This window comes from Parasedimentitalea maritima (assembly GCF_005771405.1).
In the GTDB taxonomy this organism is placed as follows: Bacteria; Pseudomonadota; Alphaproteobacteria; order Rhodobacterales; family Rhodobacteraceae; genus Parasedimentitalea; species Parasedimentitalea maritima.
The window spans coordinates 42676-58758 of sequence record NZ_VAUA01000007.1 but is presented as its reverse complement, the minus strand read 5'-3'; the positions used below and the strand labels follow the sequence as shown (position 1 = coordinate 58758).

Annotated in this window: 17 protein-coding genes; 8 read left to right on the top strand and 9 right to left on the bottom strand. The window is 52.0% G+C overall.

The features are described 5' to 3' along the window. Positions 1-2 precede the first annotated feature (2 nt). The 5 genes from FEE96_RS14185 to FEE96_RS14165 all read right to left on the bottom strand — a co-directional run bounded on the left by FEE96_RS14185 (position 3) and on the right by FEE96_RS14165 (position 3653). Positions 3-707 carry an SCO family protein gene (locus tag FEE96_RS14185; RefSeq protein WP_138163782.1) on the bottom strand — a complete coding sequence of 235 codons (705 nt, stop codon included), beginning with the start codon at positions 705-707 and terminating at the stop codon, positions 3-5. A 66-nt stretch (positions 708-773) separates the two neighbouring features. Next, complete coding sequence (gene mtoX, locus FEE96_RS14180) at positions 774-2084, bottom strand: methanethiol oxidase (protein ID WP_138163781.1); 1311 nt, start codon at positions 2082-2084, stop codon at positions 774-776. Between the two features lie 86 nt (positions 2085-2170). Continuing rightward, a complete protein-coding gene (locus FEE96_RS14175; RefSeq protein ID WP_138163780.1) occupies positions 2171-2419 on the bottom strand; it encodes a hypothetical protein in 249 nt (82 codons plus the stop codon). Between the two features lie 260 nt (positions 2420-2679). Further along, a complete protein-coding gene (locus FEE96_RS14170) occupies positions 2680-2976 on the bottom strand; it encodes an AzlD domain-containing protein (protein ID WP_138163779.1) in 297 nt (98 codons plus the stop codon). Continuing rightward, positions 2973-3653 (bottom strand): AzlC family ABC transporter permease, encoded by a 681-nt coding sequence (locus tag FEE96_RS14165; protein WP_138163778.1) that lies wholly within the window; start codon positions 3651-3653, stop codon positions 2973-2975. The genes FEE96_RS14170 and FEE96_RS14165 overlap by 4 nt, the downstream gene beginning before the upstream one ends. A 102-nt stretch (positions 3654-3755) precedes the next feature. Here FEE96_RS14165 and FEE96_RS14160 point away from each other — a divergent pair, with 102 nt between their 5' ends. Then, positions 3756-4208 carry an Lrp/AsnC family transcriptional regulator gene (locus FEE96_RS14160; protein ID WP_138163777.1) on the top strand — a complete coding sequence of 151 codons (453 nt, stop codon included), beginning with the start codon at positions 3756-3758 and terminating at the stop codon, positions 4206-4208. Positions 4209-4354: 146 nt separating this feature from the next. On the opposite strand, the gene FEE96_RS14155 is transcribed toward FEE96_RS14160, so the two are convergent. Beyond that, entirely contained in the window at positions 4355-6094 is a 1740-nt protein-coding gene (locus tag FEE96_RS14155) for an arylsulfatase (protein WP_138163776.1), read from the bottom strand. A 158-nt stretch (positions 6095-6252) separates the two neighbouring features. On the opposite strand from FEE96_RS14155, the gene FEE96_RS14150 reads away from it, so the two are divergent. Together FEE96_RS14150 and FEE96_RS14145 are read left to right on the top strand one after the other, a co-directional pair. Continuing rightward, a complete protein-coding gene (locus FEE96_RS14150) occupies positions 6253-7158 on the top strand; it encodes a LysR family transcriptional regulator (RefSeq protein ID WP_138163775.1) in 906 nt (301 codons plus the stop codon). 181 nt (positions 7159-7339) lie between these two features. Further along, positions 7340-7519, top strand: coding sequence for an elongation factor P maturation arginine rhamnosyltransferase EarP (locus FEE96_RS14145; protein WP_138163774.1), 180 nt, complete (start codon positions 7340-7342; stop codon positions 7517-7519). Between the two features lie 64 nt (positions 7520-7583). On the opposite strand, the gene FEE96_RS14140 is transcribed toward FEE96_RS14145, so the two are convergent. The 3 genes from FEE96_RS14140 to FEE96_RS14130 form a co-directional block, all read right to left on the bottom strand. Further along, positions 7584-8057, bottom strand: coding sequence for a tRNA (cytidine(34)-2'-O)-methyltransferase (locus tag FEE96_RS14140; protein WP_138163773.1), 474 nt, complete (start codon positions 8055-8057; stop codon positions 7584-7586). A 227-nt stretch (positions 8058-8284) separates the two neighbouring features. After that, a complete protein-coding gene (locus tag FEE96_RS14135) occupies positions 8285-10333 on the bottom strand; it encodes an EAL domain-containing protein (protein ID WP_212744774.1) in 2049 nt (682 codons plus the stop codon). A 461-nt stretch (positions 10334-10794) separates the two neighbouring features. Further along, entirely contained in the window at positions 10795-11226 is a 432-nt protein-coding gene (locus tag FEE96_RS14130) for a winged helix-turn-helix transcriptional regulator (RefSeq protein WP_138163771.1), read from the bottom strand. A gap of 226 nt (positions 11227-11452) precedes the next feature. Here FEE96_RS14130 and FEE96_RS14125 point away from each other — a divergent pair, with 226 nt between their 5' ends. The 5 genes from FEE96_RS14125 to FEE96_RS14105 all read left to right on the top strand — a co-directional run bounded on the left by FEE96_RS14125 (position 11453) and on the right by FEE96_RS14105 (position 16074). Further along, positions 11453-12193 (top strand): cupin domain-containing protein, encoded by a 741-nt coding sequence (locus FEE96_RS14125; protein WP_171021715.1) that lies wholly within the window; start codon positions 11453-11455, stop codon positions 12191-12193. A gap of 69 nt (positions 12194-12262) precedes the next feature. Beyond that, on the top strand, positions 12263-12976 hold the full coding sequence (locus tag FEE96_RS14120; RefSeq protein WP_138163769.1) for an alpha/beta fold hydrolase: 714 nt from the start codon (positions 12263-12265) through the stop codon (positions 12974-12976). Between the two features lie 236 nt (positions 12977-13212). Further along, positions 13213-14163, top strand: a complete 951-nt coding sequence (locus FEE96_RS14115) for an MYG1 family protein (protein ID WP_138163768.1) — start codon at positions 13213-13215, stop codon at positions 14161-14163. Between the two features lie 202 nt (positions 14164-14365). Then, positions 14366-15292 (top strand): 23S rRNA (adenine(1618)-N(6))-methyltransferase RlmF, encoded by a 927-nt coding sequence (gene rlmF, locus FEE96_RS14110; protein ID WP_138163767.1) that lies wholly within the window; start codon positions 14366-14368, stop codon positions 15290-15292. Between the two features lie 398 nt (positions 15293-15690). After that, entirely contained in the window at positions 15691-16074 is a 384-nt protein-coding gene (locus tag FEE96_RS14105; RefSeq protein ID WP_138163766.1) for a hypothetical protein, read from the top strand. Positions 16075-16083 lie beyond the last annotated feature (9 nt).

The window sequence follows — 16083 nt, the reverse complement described above, 5'->3', positions numbered from 1 at the left end:
AATTACAAAGTTCCGTCTTCGATCAATAAGGTTTCCACATCGGTCATCATCAGACGCGGATCAATCAGACCCAGCCCATAGATGTTGCGAATTTTGCCGTCCCGGTCGACCAGAAACATACGTAACAGATGGTTCAGTTTGTCCGGATCGTCTGAGCGATCAACCACTTGCCCAAAGCCGTCCAGAATTGGTTTCAGTGCCGCCTGATCTTCGGTTGTCAGGATGTGCCAACCAATTTTCTTATCCGCCGTTGCATCATTGGTGATCGGATAGGCGAAGGAGTCGATGGCCTCAACCGTGTCGCGATCGGGATCAAAACTGATGGTGACGAGCTGCACGTTGTCAGCGAGATCCGGGGCCGATTGACTGCTGTCATAGATGTCAAACAGGGTGGAAACCGCCAAGGGGCAGCCATTCACATCGCCACACATCAAGTAGACAAAGCTGACCAATGACACTTTGCCGTCCAGCAAATCCGACAAGTCTCGTTTGGTCCCCGTCGGTGTCAGTACAGCGCCATCTGGAGCTGGTTTAATGTTTGAGAGCCTGTAGCTGCCCGGGATGGGAGGCGTGAACTCAAACTCTTCCCCCATCGGGAACAAGGCGGCAATGGAGCCATCCGGCGTGGTTGGGGTTGAATTCTGCCCGGAAAAACCACCGGAGGCCAGCAGAATGGCACCCAAAGTCGTGACAATGCGTTGTTTCATATTGCTTTCCTGTCCGGTTGGCGATCGCACATTGGGCAGGCTCTGGGCCTGCCCAACACTCTGCTTTTAAGCGCTGTAAAGCTCTGAACTGCCAAACCGCATCAAATGTGCACGGCCCAACTGCAACTCATAGAAATCGAGCTCAAAATCTGGCACCAGTTCGGACCCGTTCCAGGTAAAGGCCTTGAGATACTGCTGATCGTCGGCGCCCTTTTTGTCCCAGTTGGCCAGCAGTGAGCTGGTGAAGTAGATCCGATTGCCATCCCAGCTTTGCGACACCATGTTCACTTGGCTGGCGATTTTCTTTTCATAGATCTGCTTTGGGTGGTGCGGGTCGGACACGTCAAACAGGCGGGTCATGCCATCAAGGAAGGTGTTGATCCACAATGTCTGATCATCCGCAGCCAGCGAAATATCAACCGGCAGAGGGATCTTGGTAGGATCACCAATGTCGGCAACAGCCTTGGCCTGCCATTCGCCTGTGTCGTCTTCGTGGATCAGCCACAATTGTGAGGTCAGCGCCGTGGTCGAGAACGCGTAGTTGGCATTGGGGCCCCATGGGAAACGGATTTCCAATGGTGCACCGGGTACGTTGAACACCTTCTTAGGCTGGCGCGTGTGCAGGTCCCACTGAACAATGGTGCTGCCAAACCGCTTCATGGCTTCGCTGTCACCCAGCATCTGGCCAAAGTCCATCATGTAGTTCGACCACCCGGTAAAGGACGATGTCAGCATGACATTCTTGCGGATCAGCGCCCGCACATCATAGCCAAAGCCATCCGCAACCGCGCCGTCCACGGCCTCGGCGCCGCGCATATCTTCAGCTGTCGGCATCCAGTGGGTCTCAACGAAGTCGCCCTCGTCTGTATATTCGACCAACGCCGTGCGACCACCGTGGTCATCGTCATTAGACAGAGCCGTAATCATCATCCGCCCCGGCAAGGCAAAGAACGTATGTGGGCCAACCGGGCCATCGGCATCTTTGACAAAAGTATCAATTGTCTTGTGCAGAACTGGGTTTGCAGGATCGGAATGCACGTCAAAAATGAAGATGCGGTTGGTATCGAGTCCGCCAGCCCAAAGATACCGTCGGTCGGCGGAGAACCCAGCGTGGTGCGCCTCGTTGCGGCCGCCAATCGAAAGGCTGTTGATCACCTGACCGCGGGTTTCGGATCCCGGACGCAGGTCAACCGTGACCATCTTATCCTGACCGTCGCCCATACCTTCGACGCCCAGCGTCCAGATATAAACGTACTCTTCATGGCCAGTAATCTTAGGCATATAGGGGGATTGGCAGGTTTCATCCGCCAGTGCACGCAGTGGTCCACCCATAACAAGCGCGGCGGTGGCGAGCGCTCCAAATTGTCTTCTCTTCATATTTTCCTCCCTGGAAATTTTTTTGTTTTTAGTGCGTCTGCAACGGTTCCTCCTGGGCCGTTGTCATCGCGCTGGCGTTTGTTGTTTCAGCTTCTATGACGGAACAATGCTGGATCGCTGCCGAGGCCCGGATAGCTATTGGAAACCTTGGGGTCGCTTGGGGGGGCGACATGGATCAGTTCAAAGCGCCCACCGCGGTAGTGCGCCAGAAAGGCGGCGACGTTTTGATAAATCGTCGCTTTGGGCATCCGGGTTGCATCCAACAGCGCAGCAATACCTTTTGGCGACGGCGCGCCAGCTATTGCTTCCAAAAGATGTATAGGCCGCTCTTGCATTGTCTTCTCAAAAATTGGACCTCTTTACCGTATTATGAGACAATCCAATTTTGCAACAAAATTCTAACTACGCCATTTCTGAACCCGTTGAAGCAAATTAGGCGACCCGAAAATAGAACCAACAGTTTGATTTTCCTTGTAATTCTTCTCTCTTGATGGGTGTCGAACAGGGCGCGAGGCTCGCAATCGTGCAAGTGGCAATTCAGAAGAACGTCAAGTCACGCACTGCGAGCATTCCGAAATATCTAAATTTGGGAAGCTTAGAATCCAAACCAGACCAGCCCCGCATATGCAGCGACGCCAGCACACATGGTCCAGATAACATGGTTGGTCAGATAGGCGACAAAGAACGCAACACCGGCGGCCAGCCAAGTTCCGATAGGCTGGCCAGCAAGTGAAGATGCCACCAAAGATACGACAATAAGTCCCGGCAAATCGTCGAGCATCCAGGAATGGCGAGATGACTTGATGCTTTCACCTGCAAGGAGACCAAGCACCCGGATTGAAAAGGCAGCAACAGCAAGAACAGCGATCAGCATCCAGAATGGGAAGGTCATGCGGGTAGCTTTCTTTGGGTTTTCATAAAGTAAGATGCTGCGAGGCCACAGACCGATCCCGCAACAATTGCGTAGGCTTTTGGTATCCCCAGCAGAACAATTACGACCGTGACGACAAAGCTGACAAGCCAGGGACCTGAATTCGAAGGTCCGCGCCAGAGCCCTCTTGCCATGGCAATGAAGGCTGCGTTGAATGCAAACCCAAGACCAAATTGCTCAAGGTTTGGAAGCGCCGCCCCCACCACGGCTCCAAAAGTCGTTGAAGCTGTCCAGACAGAAATCATGACCAACCCGGAACCAATCAGAAACGCGGCTCCAACTTCTGGGTTCTTTGCTCTCTCTGACATGGTCAGGGCCCAGTTTTCATCGCCAGTGATATGGATAACGGTAAGCTTTGCCCGCAGAGACAGGCCGCTCAACACATCAGAAAGGGAGGCAACGATACCGATATAGCGGAGGTTCAATGCGGCTCCGGCCAAGGCGGCACCGATCACCGCAGAGCTGCCGGCAAATTGTTCAACTGCAACTATCTGGGACGACCCCGCGTGAACAAAACTGCTCATAAGAGCAACGCCCCACCAAGGAAAGCCGACCTGAGCAGCCAATAGGCCGAATGCAAAGCCGTAAACGGCTGCACCAGCGGCGAGTGGAAGAATTGCGATAATACCATGTTTCATAGAGGACAAGGTATTAGGAATGCTTGATCAACTATACTATTGATATCGCCATATCTTGACCGCATCACATCGCAATCATCGAGTAGCTGAGGGAAATACATCATGGACTCCAACGACCACAAACTGCTCGCCGTTCTGCAACGGAACTCCAAAACGACCATTCAGGATCTGGCTGAACATATTGGAGCCTCGACAGCTTCCGTTCAAAGACGCTTAAAAGCACTGCGTGATTCAGGGGTGATCCAGAAAGAGATTGCGGTCCTGGATCAACAAAAGCTTGGGTTTGGAATAACAGCCGTTGTGGCGGTAGAGCTGGAACGCGATCGCCTGGGCCAGATTGATGCGTTTAAGCGGAAGGCCCGGCATGACCGGTACGTCACGAACTTCTATTGCATTGCGGGAGATGCGGATTTCATGATGGTTGTTGTCGCCAAGGATATTGCGGACTACGAGGCATTCACGCACCGCTTCTTCTTTGCTGACAAAAATGTCCGAAAGTTCCGAACGTCGATTGTCATCTCAACCGAGAAAGCAACACTTGAGCTTCCTATTTGAATATTATCAGTGGCACCGATCGGTTCAACTTGCCCAGTGACCATGAATGACGGCGGGTGGTCTGATGTCATTCATTTGACACTAGATGGTTAGCCCAAACGCCATGTGCACCACCCCAGCATGGGATGGTGCCAGTCCTTAAGATATCAATGTGTGCTACCGCGTTTGGCGTTAATCACGGTCTGTTCAAGCGGGTTGTACCCTTCTGGAACAGGCACAAGGTTCACCCGTTCGGAATAGGAGGCATAAAAGGCTATAAGCTCCTCTACGAGGTCCGGCATTTGATCCGCGATATTGGTAAGCTCGGACGGATCTGTCTCAATGTCATAGAGTTCCCAGTCACCAGTGCCCTTTGGCTCAAGGTTCTGCATCAACTTGTAACGCCCCTGAAACACTGCGCTTGACCCAGCAAGTTCATATCCAACTGGGTTATCGTCACCGCGAACAGTGTCAGTTTCACTTTTCAAGACGGGCAGCATGCTGATCCCGTCGGGCACATTGATGTCACGGCCATCGTAAACAGGCCCCGGCATATCGACCCCGGCAAGTTCGAGCAGAGTTGGCATGATATCTCGTACATAGGAAAAGCTGTTGATCCGGCTGCCCGGCTCAACAACGCCGGGGAAACGCACGATCAAAGGCACACGCAACCCACCCTCGGTCGAGAATGTCTTGAAGTAGCTGCCCGGAACGGCCGATGCTGCGGCCCAACCCGGACCATAGTCCGCGTAGACACCTTTTTGGCCCATGCTTGAATAGTCGCCATCAAAGTCCTCCATGTAGACCTTGTCGTAATTGGCTTGATACCACTCACGGTAAGCATCTGACAGCGGCAGCTGGTTGGGATCTGGGCCGTTGTCAGACAGAAAGACAACGATCGTGTTATCGGCAATACCGCGGTCTTCGAGATGGGCGAGCAGCTTAGAAATATTGACATCCATATTATCGAGCATGCCCGCATAGGTTTGCATCTGCCGTGCGCGGAAGGCTTGTTCCTCGTCTGTCAGGGCCTCCCAATCCGGCATCTGCCATGGCTCATAAGAGGTTTTAAGCATCTCAAGATCGAGCTCAATGTCAGGCGAAACCAATCCCAGTTCCTTTTGACGGGCAAGACGAGAGGCCCGCAGTACTTCGAACCCCTGATCATAAACGCCGTCATATTTGTCGATGAATTCTTTTGGGGCCTGATGTGGATAGTGCATGGCCTGATACCCGACCCAAGCGAGGAAAGGTTTGCCGTCATCAAGGTTGCTGTCGATGTATTCGATCATTCGATCAGTATAGAAATTCGATGAGAAGTAGTCCTCTTTGGGGAGGCTTGCGAGTTCTCCGTCCTCAAAATAGTGCACGCGTTCATAGAATGGCGCATAGGGTTGCTCGACCCAATTGTCAGCGCCGCTTTCAGCCAGAATGAATGACTTCTCAAATCCGCGATCATGTGGGATTGACCCCGGCTTGCTGCCCAGGTGCCATTTGCCTGTCATGTAGGTGTGGTACCCAGCGTCCTGCAGCAGGCGCGGCATCGTAACAACCGTGTCGTTCAGATGGCCCTCATAACCTGGCTTACCAAACTGGTTGTCGGCTTGAATTTCCGCCATATTCCCAAGACCGGCAAGGTGATTGTCAACGCCGCTAATCAGCATTGTACGTGTTGGCGAGCAGGACGCGCCAACATGAAAATTGGTGAATAGCATGCCGTCAGCTGCAAGCTGGTCGATGGCAGGTGTTTCGACTTCGCTGCCAAAAGCACCGACATCAGAGAACCCCATATCATCGGCAATGATCATAAGGATGTTAGGTCGCGTCGTGTCGGCATGGCCCCCAGACCCAACGCATGAAAGCGTCAATGCGCTTAAAGTGGAATAAAGTAATCGTCTCTGAAACATTGGGAAATTCCTATTTGATTGGAAAAGTTTTTGCGGACTGCGCAGTGTTTACGTCGCCAGCAATTATGCATGCCTGCTCAACCCATACGATAAAGAATGACAACAAACTCACGACTTGGTAGCTACGTTTCAAAAAATGAAACGGATGGAGACCCTTTGTGATTGATGGGAAAATCATTACCGCTGTGAAGGCACTCGCCCGTTACGAAAGTTTCCGAGAGGCGGCCCAGGCCGTTGGGACGTCGCCCGCCAGTTTTTCGCGTCACATCACTCAAGCTGAAGAATATGCAGGGAATCTCTTGTTCGAGCGCCGCCGGAATGGTGCGCAACTGACAGCGGCGGGACAGCAGTTTTTAAGCCTGCTTGATAATTTGGACGATGCCAGTAGCATTTTTGAACAGGGTGTTGAGCAGCTCAGGGCAACAGGTACACCCACACTGAACATTGGCTGCGGTCCTTTGACGACGCGCACTCTAATTAACCCTCTGATAGAACAGCTTTTACAGGAAATGCCGGAGCTGCGCATTCGGATCACGGTTAGTGCCACCAAGGAACCACTAGAGAGTTTGCGGCGCGGGATACTCGATGTGGCAATTTGCGATCTGACCCATACGCCTGACCTCAGTGATTTGGATATTCAGGTCATTGAGAAAAAGCCGGTGTCGTTTTGGGCCCGTCCCCAACATCCCATCCATAAGGATGCACCCGTTCTGCTGGCAGATATTTTCAGCGCAGACCTGATTGCCCCCAAATTTCATAAACACTGGCAAGCAGCCATCGCTGCTGTCCTTGGAGGCGATCAAAAGGCTTGGGGCGCAGTAGAGAAAATACCGAAGGTCGAATGTGATGACTACGGGCTTCTGGCTGATCTGGCCTGTAGGAGAGATCTGATCTTCGGCGGGATGCGCGATGCTGTTGAACAACATGCCACGCTTGGCCTGTTGAAGGAAATCCCAACCAAACAAGAGCTTAACTGGAACATCTGTGCGGCCCGCCGAAAGAATGTTTCCTTTCCCGCGCTTGATAGCCTGTGGGACGCCTTGATTTGCCAGTTTTCCGAGTAGTAAGAGCCTCAGGCATTATTTCGAACACACCTGCGGCTTAGAAATAGTTTGAATGAACGCCCTATTTAGTAGCTAGACAGTTTGCCGACTTCCGTTTGCTTGCAAGAACCTTTGTTCTGGTGCCCTCAACAAGGCCATGCTCTATGATGGTTCCATCATCATGATAAGGTAGATGAGACCAATGGCCGAACGTTACGAACGCCACCGCCAGGCTTGGACACAAGAAGAAATTCAAAAACTGCATCTTCTGGTGAATAAGGGGATGAGCCTAAAAGCCGTTGCCAAAGCTCTTTCGCGCTCTGAAGAATCGACGAAGGATCGAGCAAAGCAAGACAAACTGAAGATTAAGAAAATGCGCTGACTTCAGTTGTTCAGCGCATTGTGGGCAGTACTGTTTTTGCGGACAGCCGCAGCAGTGGCTGCATTCAACCGCCCAGTTTCGTCCGCATAGCTTGATACACAACCGCTGTGGCTACGTTTGCCAAGTTCAGTGACCGGACAAGCGGACTCAGCATCGGCAAATTGATAATGCGATCTTCCATGCCATCCAGGATCTCTTTTGGCAGACCTTTGGATTCACACCCGAACACCAAATAGGCATCCTCTTGGTAGTCCGGGTCATAAACCGTCTGTGCGCCGTGCTCTTCAAAGAAATAGAGGTTTTCACGAGGCGGGTTTCGATCAGCCAGAAAGGCTTCCCAGCTGTCAAATTCGCATAAGTTAACATGCTTCCAGTAATCAGTTCCTGCGCGCCGGACGGCTTTTTCATCAAGCGAAAACCCATAGGGTTTGATCAGGATCAGCTCCAGATTTAGCGCCACGCAGGTCCGCCCTATAGCGCCGGTATTATACGGAATTTCAGGTGTCACTAATACCAGCTTCAGGCACGGATCAGACATGAGATGTGTAGGCTTTCTAAGTCACGGGCGCAGGATTGGCCCATTGCTAGCCCCCTGTTAGCCTAACGAGACAGGCCTTAACAGCGACAACTTTTATGGGCCATGAACGCTCCCCCGGCTGTTGAAGGCGGTAGAGTGGGTATTCGCTGCTACTTGCGCCAACAGCACATTTACAAACCTAGCCCACATTCAGTGTGATCGCATCCAAAGCCACAGTTAGGAGCGTTTTACGCGGATGAGCTGATGTCACTAGGCCGATCTGAAATTGTGTTGGACAGATAGTCCCTCGCATCATCAAGTTCCAAAGGTCTGGAGAAATAGTACCCTTGCCCAATACGGTGCGCACTCCCCCGGATCAGCTCGACCTGCTGTTCGGTTTCTATCCCTTCAATTACCAGTTCCACGCCCAGGCTCTCAGCCATTTCTGCGATGTGCTGTAGAAGCTTGTGATTGTCGTTATCTGGTTTGATATCGCGGACGAACTCCCGGTCAATTTTGATCTCATCAAATTTCATTCGCAGCAAATAGGCTAACGATGAATAGCCCGTGCCAAAGTCATCCAATGCCGCCCGGACACCAATTTCACGCAATCTATTCAGAACGTCTTGCACCAGCTTCCAATTTTCAATTGCTGCCGTTTCGGTCACTTCAATAGTCAAGCGGTCCGGCCGTAAGCCTGTTTCCCACAACACATCCTGGATATCCTCAAGCAGGGAGCCACTCCGAAAGGTGTTGGCAGAAAGGTTTACAGCGACTGGAACAGCGACACCTGTCTCCTGCTCCAGCTTGGTCGAAAAGGAAGCGGCCTCATGCATAACCCGCAGGTCGAGTTCGCGGATAGAGCCGGTATTTTCAGCAACGGCAACAAATTCTTCAGGCGAGATATCTTCGCCGTTCAAGCGCCATCGTGACAGGGTTTCAAACCCCTTGAAGCTCCCGTCGTGCAGCAGCACCTTTGGCTGCATCACGATGCGAAGTTCGCCTTCGTGAATTGAAAGAGGTAAGCGCGCTGCGATTTTGTTTTGACGAATGATGGAGGCATCTATGGCCCGGTCAAACAGTTGGTAGGTGTTCTTTCCACGACCTTTTGCAACATAAAGTGCGGCATCCGCAGATTTCAAAAAATCTGCCTGTGTATTCGAATGTATGTTCGCCCAAGTCGCAATTCCGATGGAACACTTTGGTGCTACTTGCCATTTTTCGAACTCCATTGGCTTGGCCATTGCGTTCAAAATTCTTTGTGCCAAGGCATCCGGTTCACCTAAACGGCATTCGGCGTCCCAGACGATCGCAAACTCATCCCCGCCCAGTCGCGCCACGATACCGTTCACATCGCGAAGACATTCATTCAAACGCGCAGCGACCTCAACCAAAAGAGCATCACCAGCGGCATGACCCATCGTGTCATTGACGCTCTTAAACTCATCCAGATCAATCAAAGCTGCGTTCAGGTTTTCATTCTGATCCCGCTCCAATGCGTCGCTCAGATAATCGTTGAAGAGTTTACGGTTGGGCAGCCCTGTAAGGGAGTCGTGAGACAAAAGAAACTTTTCCTTTGCTTCAGCTTCGTTCTTCATTTTCTCGATATGCACCCGAGATTCCAGACGCAAGGCGTTGATGTTGTGGTTCCGCTCCCGCGATCCGAGAAGCCAGAGGATCAGTAGAGAAGAAACAAACCACATTCCGGAATATTTGATATCGGCGATCAGGTTCGAAGTTAGGTCTCGTTCAACGATATAGGCGCCCATGACATCGCCAAGTTGGTAAACCTCTTCCTCTAACAAGTTGTTGTGACAACTTACGCAGCTAGCGGTGTTGGCAACCGAAGGAACGACCGTACGTCCAATGAGACGGCCTCCTTCAAATTTGTGTTCATGAATCGGCGGGGCTGATGGGTTATTCACAAAGTGTTCTATCATGTCTTCTTGGTGAAGAGTTTGTGCTGTAAGCCCCAACTCTAACCCTGGGCGGCCAGGCACCGTCACGGACGTATTTTCCTGATCATCTCCACTTAGGCCCGAGTTGCTAAAATGCTCTATTCCCAGCCGCCGAAAAGTGGCCGGAACTGTGGATCCTGCCTTCCTGTTTTGGGAGTAGATCGTGACAAAACTGTTTGTCATTTTGATGAGCTGAAGGCGCTCGCGTTCATTGATCGCTTTGTCGTCTGCCCAGGCAATGGTGAAGTATCCAACGGCTGTTAACAACGCCGCGAAGACAGCACACATAAAGGCCTTACGAACATCGCTTGTTTTGGGCTCTGCCAAATAGTCCTGCACTGCTCCACCCCTCATTCACTGCTTGAAGGGGCAGAGCAAAGTATATGCAGATTAACCCGAGGTGAAATTTTTAATTGCGCAGTACGTGAAACCCAATCTACATGCGCTGCATTTTCATTAAATCACCGTAAAGCACATTGCTCACACGCCGTATCCGTTTCGAGATGAGAAAAATAGCACATTGATGTCAAACCCTTAGACCATGGTTCACAGTTCAAGTGTCGTTACTCAACGCATTGAAGAAAAATCGGCTAGCGGTGACTTCGATGACGGGCTCATTTGAAAATAGCTGGCCCTACTATGCCCGCGTCGCCCGCATGCCGCGCAAGAAAAAAGGGACATTCACGGAAAAGCCGAGGGGAAACAGTTGAAATCCGCTACCATTGAACAGGATGCATTCCAACATCTACGCCCAGCGCGCGTCAGCCTGAACACCGCCAATCCCGTTGCCGACGATCCGGTTATTCACACCGGTCACCTAGGTTCTCACGCTCAGATCTCAGTTCATGTTCAAACCCGTCGCGGTCCGCTTTGATCTTCTCAAGAACGTCTGTCAAAGCAAATGAACGCGCGTCGTGTGCGCCGCTCCAGATAATGATCTCCAACAGTATCGGTGCAAGATCCCTGCCCTTCTTAGTCAGCGCATAAAGAAAGCTCCGACGGTTTTCAGGATCGCGTGTCTTATCCACCAGACCTTCTGCTTCCAGAGCTTTTAGCCGGTCGATAAGGATATTGGTGGCGATCTCTTCTTCCATCTCCATGAACTCGCTGTAGGTCCGCTTACCGCGCAGCATGATTTCGCGAATGACCAACAGCGTCCACCGATCACCAAAGATATCCAGACCAAAAGCAACGGGGCAGCCTGTCTGTCTGATTTTTGTTTTTTTCGTCATATGAGCTTTCTAAAAAAATACCTTGCAAAATGCAATACGTAAAGCTAGAAGGGTTACACCTTGCAAAATGCAAGCTAATTTACACGCAGAACCAGAGAGGCCACCAAGCCGGGCGTTCTCAGGAAAACCATCACCGCCAGACGACCCCACCCAGAGTTATAATCTCTCTGATCCAAGAAACATGTGCATCGGGAATTCTCCCAATCGATCTGAAAGGACTATCCAAATGAACATCTTTTCCTCCAAAACACGCACCTTCACTGCCATTGCTGCTCTGGCCACTGCGGGGGGGCTGGCCACGGCACCGTCAGCCGAAACACAACGCAGCTCGGTCAAGCTATTGACTGCCAACTTTGAAACACGTCGCGTTGTTCAGGTTGAAGCGGGTGATTTCCACTTCGTTCCAGGTCAGGTGGCCCCAGTTCATACACACAGCGCACCTGCGGTTGGCTATGTCGCCAAGGGTTCAATCATCTATCAGATAGAAGGTGAAAAGCCGCGGGTTTTGAACGAAGGCGATGCCTTCTTTGAACCAGTCGGCCCGCGCATCCTGCGCTTTGACAACGCATCAGCAACCGAAGAAGCCATCTTTATTGACTTCAATCTGGAACAAGAAGGTGAGCCGTTCATCGTCTTTGAACAGACACCAACAGAAGCCATCGACCGCCGCACCCTGCCAACCTTTGATCTGAGCGATACCGACATCAATCAGGTCGACATCCACGAAGACAACATTCCGGCAGCGGATGCCATTGTTGTTGAGACTGATGTCGCAACAGTCGGCATTGTCGCTGAAGGTGTCGTTGTCATCGAAACCCCAGGTGTAGAGACACGGCGCATTGTGGCCGGGCAGAGTTTCGCGCTGCCGGAGAGCGTCTCTGGGACCAAGATCCGAAACGCATCAGGCGAGGTTTCTGCCAAGGTGATCTCGTTCCGCCTCATCCCATCCAAAAACGCGATCAACTAAGCGTCTGCCCCTGTCCCCCCAGCCTCTGACCCAAGAGGCTGGGCCCCTTCCCCTTTTGGAGAATTGAACATGACACATTACATCTTGGTACACGGCGCTTGGGAAGGCGCATGGAGCTGGAACGAAACACGGCCAATGCTGGAAAGCGCTGGCCACGAGGTAACCGCCGTTGCTCTGCCCGGCAGCCCGGAAAATGAGCAGGATCTGTCACAAGTCACGATGCAGAACTATGTGCAGACCGTGGTTGATGCCATCAACCAAGTGGAAGGAAAGGTCAAATTGATCGGTCACAGTTTGGCCGGCGCAATCATCTCGCAGGTGGCTGAACACCTGCCCGAGAAAATCGAAAAGCTGTATTACGTAGCTGCGTTCCTGTTGAAGAATGGCGACAGTATTATCGAGGCCATGCAGCGCGATCCGGATGGAGAATTTCTACCTGAACTCTCCTTCTCCGAAGACCAAAGCTACGCCACCGCGTCAGCAGCCACCTGGCGGGACAAAGCATTTCATGATGTGTCGGATCAGGACATCCAAATCGCCCTTAACATGGTTCAGGATTTACCCCAGGCGACCGAACCCTTCATGGCCAAAATTGCAGTCAGCGACGAGATTTTTGGACGCGTTCCCAAGGTGTACATTCGTACATCCTTGGACAGAATGGTGTCCCCGAAACTGCAACAGGAAATGCTGGAAAATTGGAAGGTAGAGCAGATCCACACCTTGTCAGCCGGGCACTTTCCCACCCTGTCACTTCCAGCGCAGCTTGTTGAACATTTGCTCTGACCTACTAATCCGCCCCTTGCTCTTTTTCTTTGGCAAGGGGCACGCCGAACGGCGGCTCTGGATAATTGTTGAACAGCCAGTTCTAAAACGGCGCATTTAGACGGGGCAGAGCCTTATCCTTTCTGCCAATTAGAGCTTGATCCGACTGCATAGCTTTGACAAAGGACCCTTGAAATCCTCTAAGGGCGACTGAATTGGTGGCCTTCACCATTTGACCAACCGTTTGGAACGCCCTCATGACCATCACCCACCTTGTCACCCATTCCGGCGGCTTTCATGCGGATGAGCTGTTGTCTTCTGTCGTGCTCACCCGCCTGTTCCCACAGGCGGAGCTTCTTCGCACTCGGGATCGACAAGCCGTAACTCCGGCGACCCATAAAATCATTTTTGATGTTGGCGGGGCTTATGACAGCGAGATGCAGATCTTCGACCACCACCAACGTCCTGGCCCGCTGCGGGAAGATGGCCAGCCGTTCAGCTCTTTTGGTCTGATATGGGCGCATCACGGGCGCGCATACCTGGCAGCAATGGAGGTGCCAGCGGAAGACGTTGAGGCCATCCACGCCAAGTTTGACACCAAATTCGTGCTACCCATCGACCTGCTGGACAACGGCGCGATGGAACCATCAGTTGCCGGGCCGCTATCAATCCTGACATTGCCCGCGCTTTTGGGTAGCTTGAAGCCGGTCTTTGACAACACCTCGCCAACGGCTGACGACGATGCATTCCGGGCGGCCTTGCCCATTGCACGGAGTTTTGTCGAAGCTCAGATCCGTAATCTCGCAGCAAAATTCCGAGCGCAGAGCATCGTGGCCGAGGCAATCGCCAAAGCCGGTACATCCCCAATTCTCGAACTGCCCATGGGAATGCCTTACCGTTCTGCGCTTGATCAGGCAGAGGCCGATCACATCCTGTTCGTGGTTCATCCGCGCGGAGGTGACTGGACGATTGGCGGCATCAAACTGTCAAATGATACCTTCGACCAACGCGCCGATCTGCCTGCATCCTGGGCCGGACTAACAGATGACGCTCTGGAAGAGGTAAGCGGTGTCAAAGGCGCCAAATTTTGCCACAACGCCCGATTTATTGCCGTTGCCAGCACTCGTGACGCGATCCTGAAAATGGCTGAAATTGCGGTACAAGTCTCTCAGGAAACACAGCCATTGGTTAAGGCCCTATCTGAGTAACACAGACTTTGGGGCACCGCCTGTGCTGCAACCTGGGCGGTCGCCTTCGTCAACATCATCGCCAATGTTGACGCCCATGCGATTTGACATACGGTTTGTGACTGGCAGATAGTCGTATGAGTTTTCAAGTCGTGCCTGAGGGCCTAAAACCAACGAACCGTCTGGCGAATGACGCCCACCAACTTTCATGAAGGCGTCCCCCATGGCCACAAAAGCAAAGCTTCATCCCCGTAATCAACACTCAGAAGGGTACGACTTTGTGCGCTTAGTGGCGCAGACACCTGAACTTGAGCCTTTCACGATCAGTAATCCACGCGGTCAGACGACGGTTGATTTTCAAGAAGTGGGGGCTGTTCGTATGCTCAATCGGGCGTTGCTGAAGACACATTACGATATTGATTTTTGGGATATTCCCGCAGGTTATTTATGCCCACCAATTCCTGGCCGTATCGACTACATCCACTATCTCGCGGACTTGCTTGCTGGCAGCAATAATCAAGAAATCCCGCGCGGGCGTCACATCAAAGCGTTAGACATCGGCACCGGTGCGAGTCTGGTTTACCCCCTATTGGGCCAGAGCGAATACGGCTGGCACTTCACTGGCTCCGATATCGATGTAGGTGCGCTCAAATCGGCAAAGCAAATTTGTGAATTGAACGGGTTGAAAATCACCCTTAGGCGACAAAATGAACCTGAGAATGTTTTTCGTGGTGTGGTCAAAGCCAACGATGCTTTTCACGTAACCCTGTGCAACCCGCCTTTTCATTCGTCCATGGAACAGGCGAACAAGGGCACCCAACGTAAGTGGGCGAACCTTGGCAAAGGGCGGTCGAAAAAGCTCAACTTTGGTGGTCAAAACGCCGAACTTTGGTGTCCGGGGGGTGAGATAAAGTTTATCGCCCGCATGATTGAACAGAGTATGGAGTTCGCCGACCAATGCCTGTGGTTTACCTCTCTGGTGTCGAAAAAAGATAACCTCCAGCCACTCCAGCGAATTTTAAAAAAGGCCCGGGTTGCTGATTTTAAGGTCGTCGAAATGGCACAGGGGCAAAAAGTAAGTCGTTTTATTGCCTGGACTTACATGAAGAAAAATCAACACTCTTTGTTCTTTAGTAACGCTGAGGCATAGGGCGGAGAATAGGCCTTCGCGACGCTGCGCATCAGTAGTTCACTTTCCAGAACTTAGCTCTGATCGCCCCCACTGCTGGATCGTCACGGTTGCGGTCTCGGGCGGAAGCCCCTGCAACAGCGACCCGTCGTAGGTATTTGAAAAAACGCAATCTTGCGTATAGCCTTGATCAAAGATTGGTAGCCTGGACGACTAACCTGCAGTGGCAGGATGTCGGGGCTAAGATTTCAGGATGAAGGCAGAGACATGAAAGCTATTCACTATCTCAAGCTTGCTGCGCTTACGTTCAGCGTCAGTTGCGGAGTGCCCGCATTTGCCGGGCTGTACAAAGACGTTAACATCGATAACTCCCATATTAACAGCAGCATCAGTGAAGCTCGGCAATTGGCGTATTAGGGATGGCCGCATATTATTTGGACAAGTTGAGCCTGATTTCCCGGGTGAACCAGGCCGTATCCACGCGCGAAGGCGAATGTGCGACCATCGCCTATATCTTCGCAATGGCGGCCGAAGACCTGCAACGCTACGACTTGCTTCGGCAGTATGACAACGTCGGGCAAGAGCTTTCTTATTTGTCTGAGGCAACCGCACAGGCCTGCGAAAATTCATCTTTTAATCTTGCAGAAAGCAATGGGATTTCGCGCTTAGCTCAGGACTTGTTAGGGGCTGAAGTGAATGAGGTATCGTTCCGTGAGGCTCTGTATGATCAGCTTTCCAACATTGAAGGTACATTGCCCGCGGATACTGCTGAGGAGGCGGACCCACCAACTGCAGAGAGATAACCAGCACTG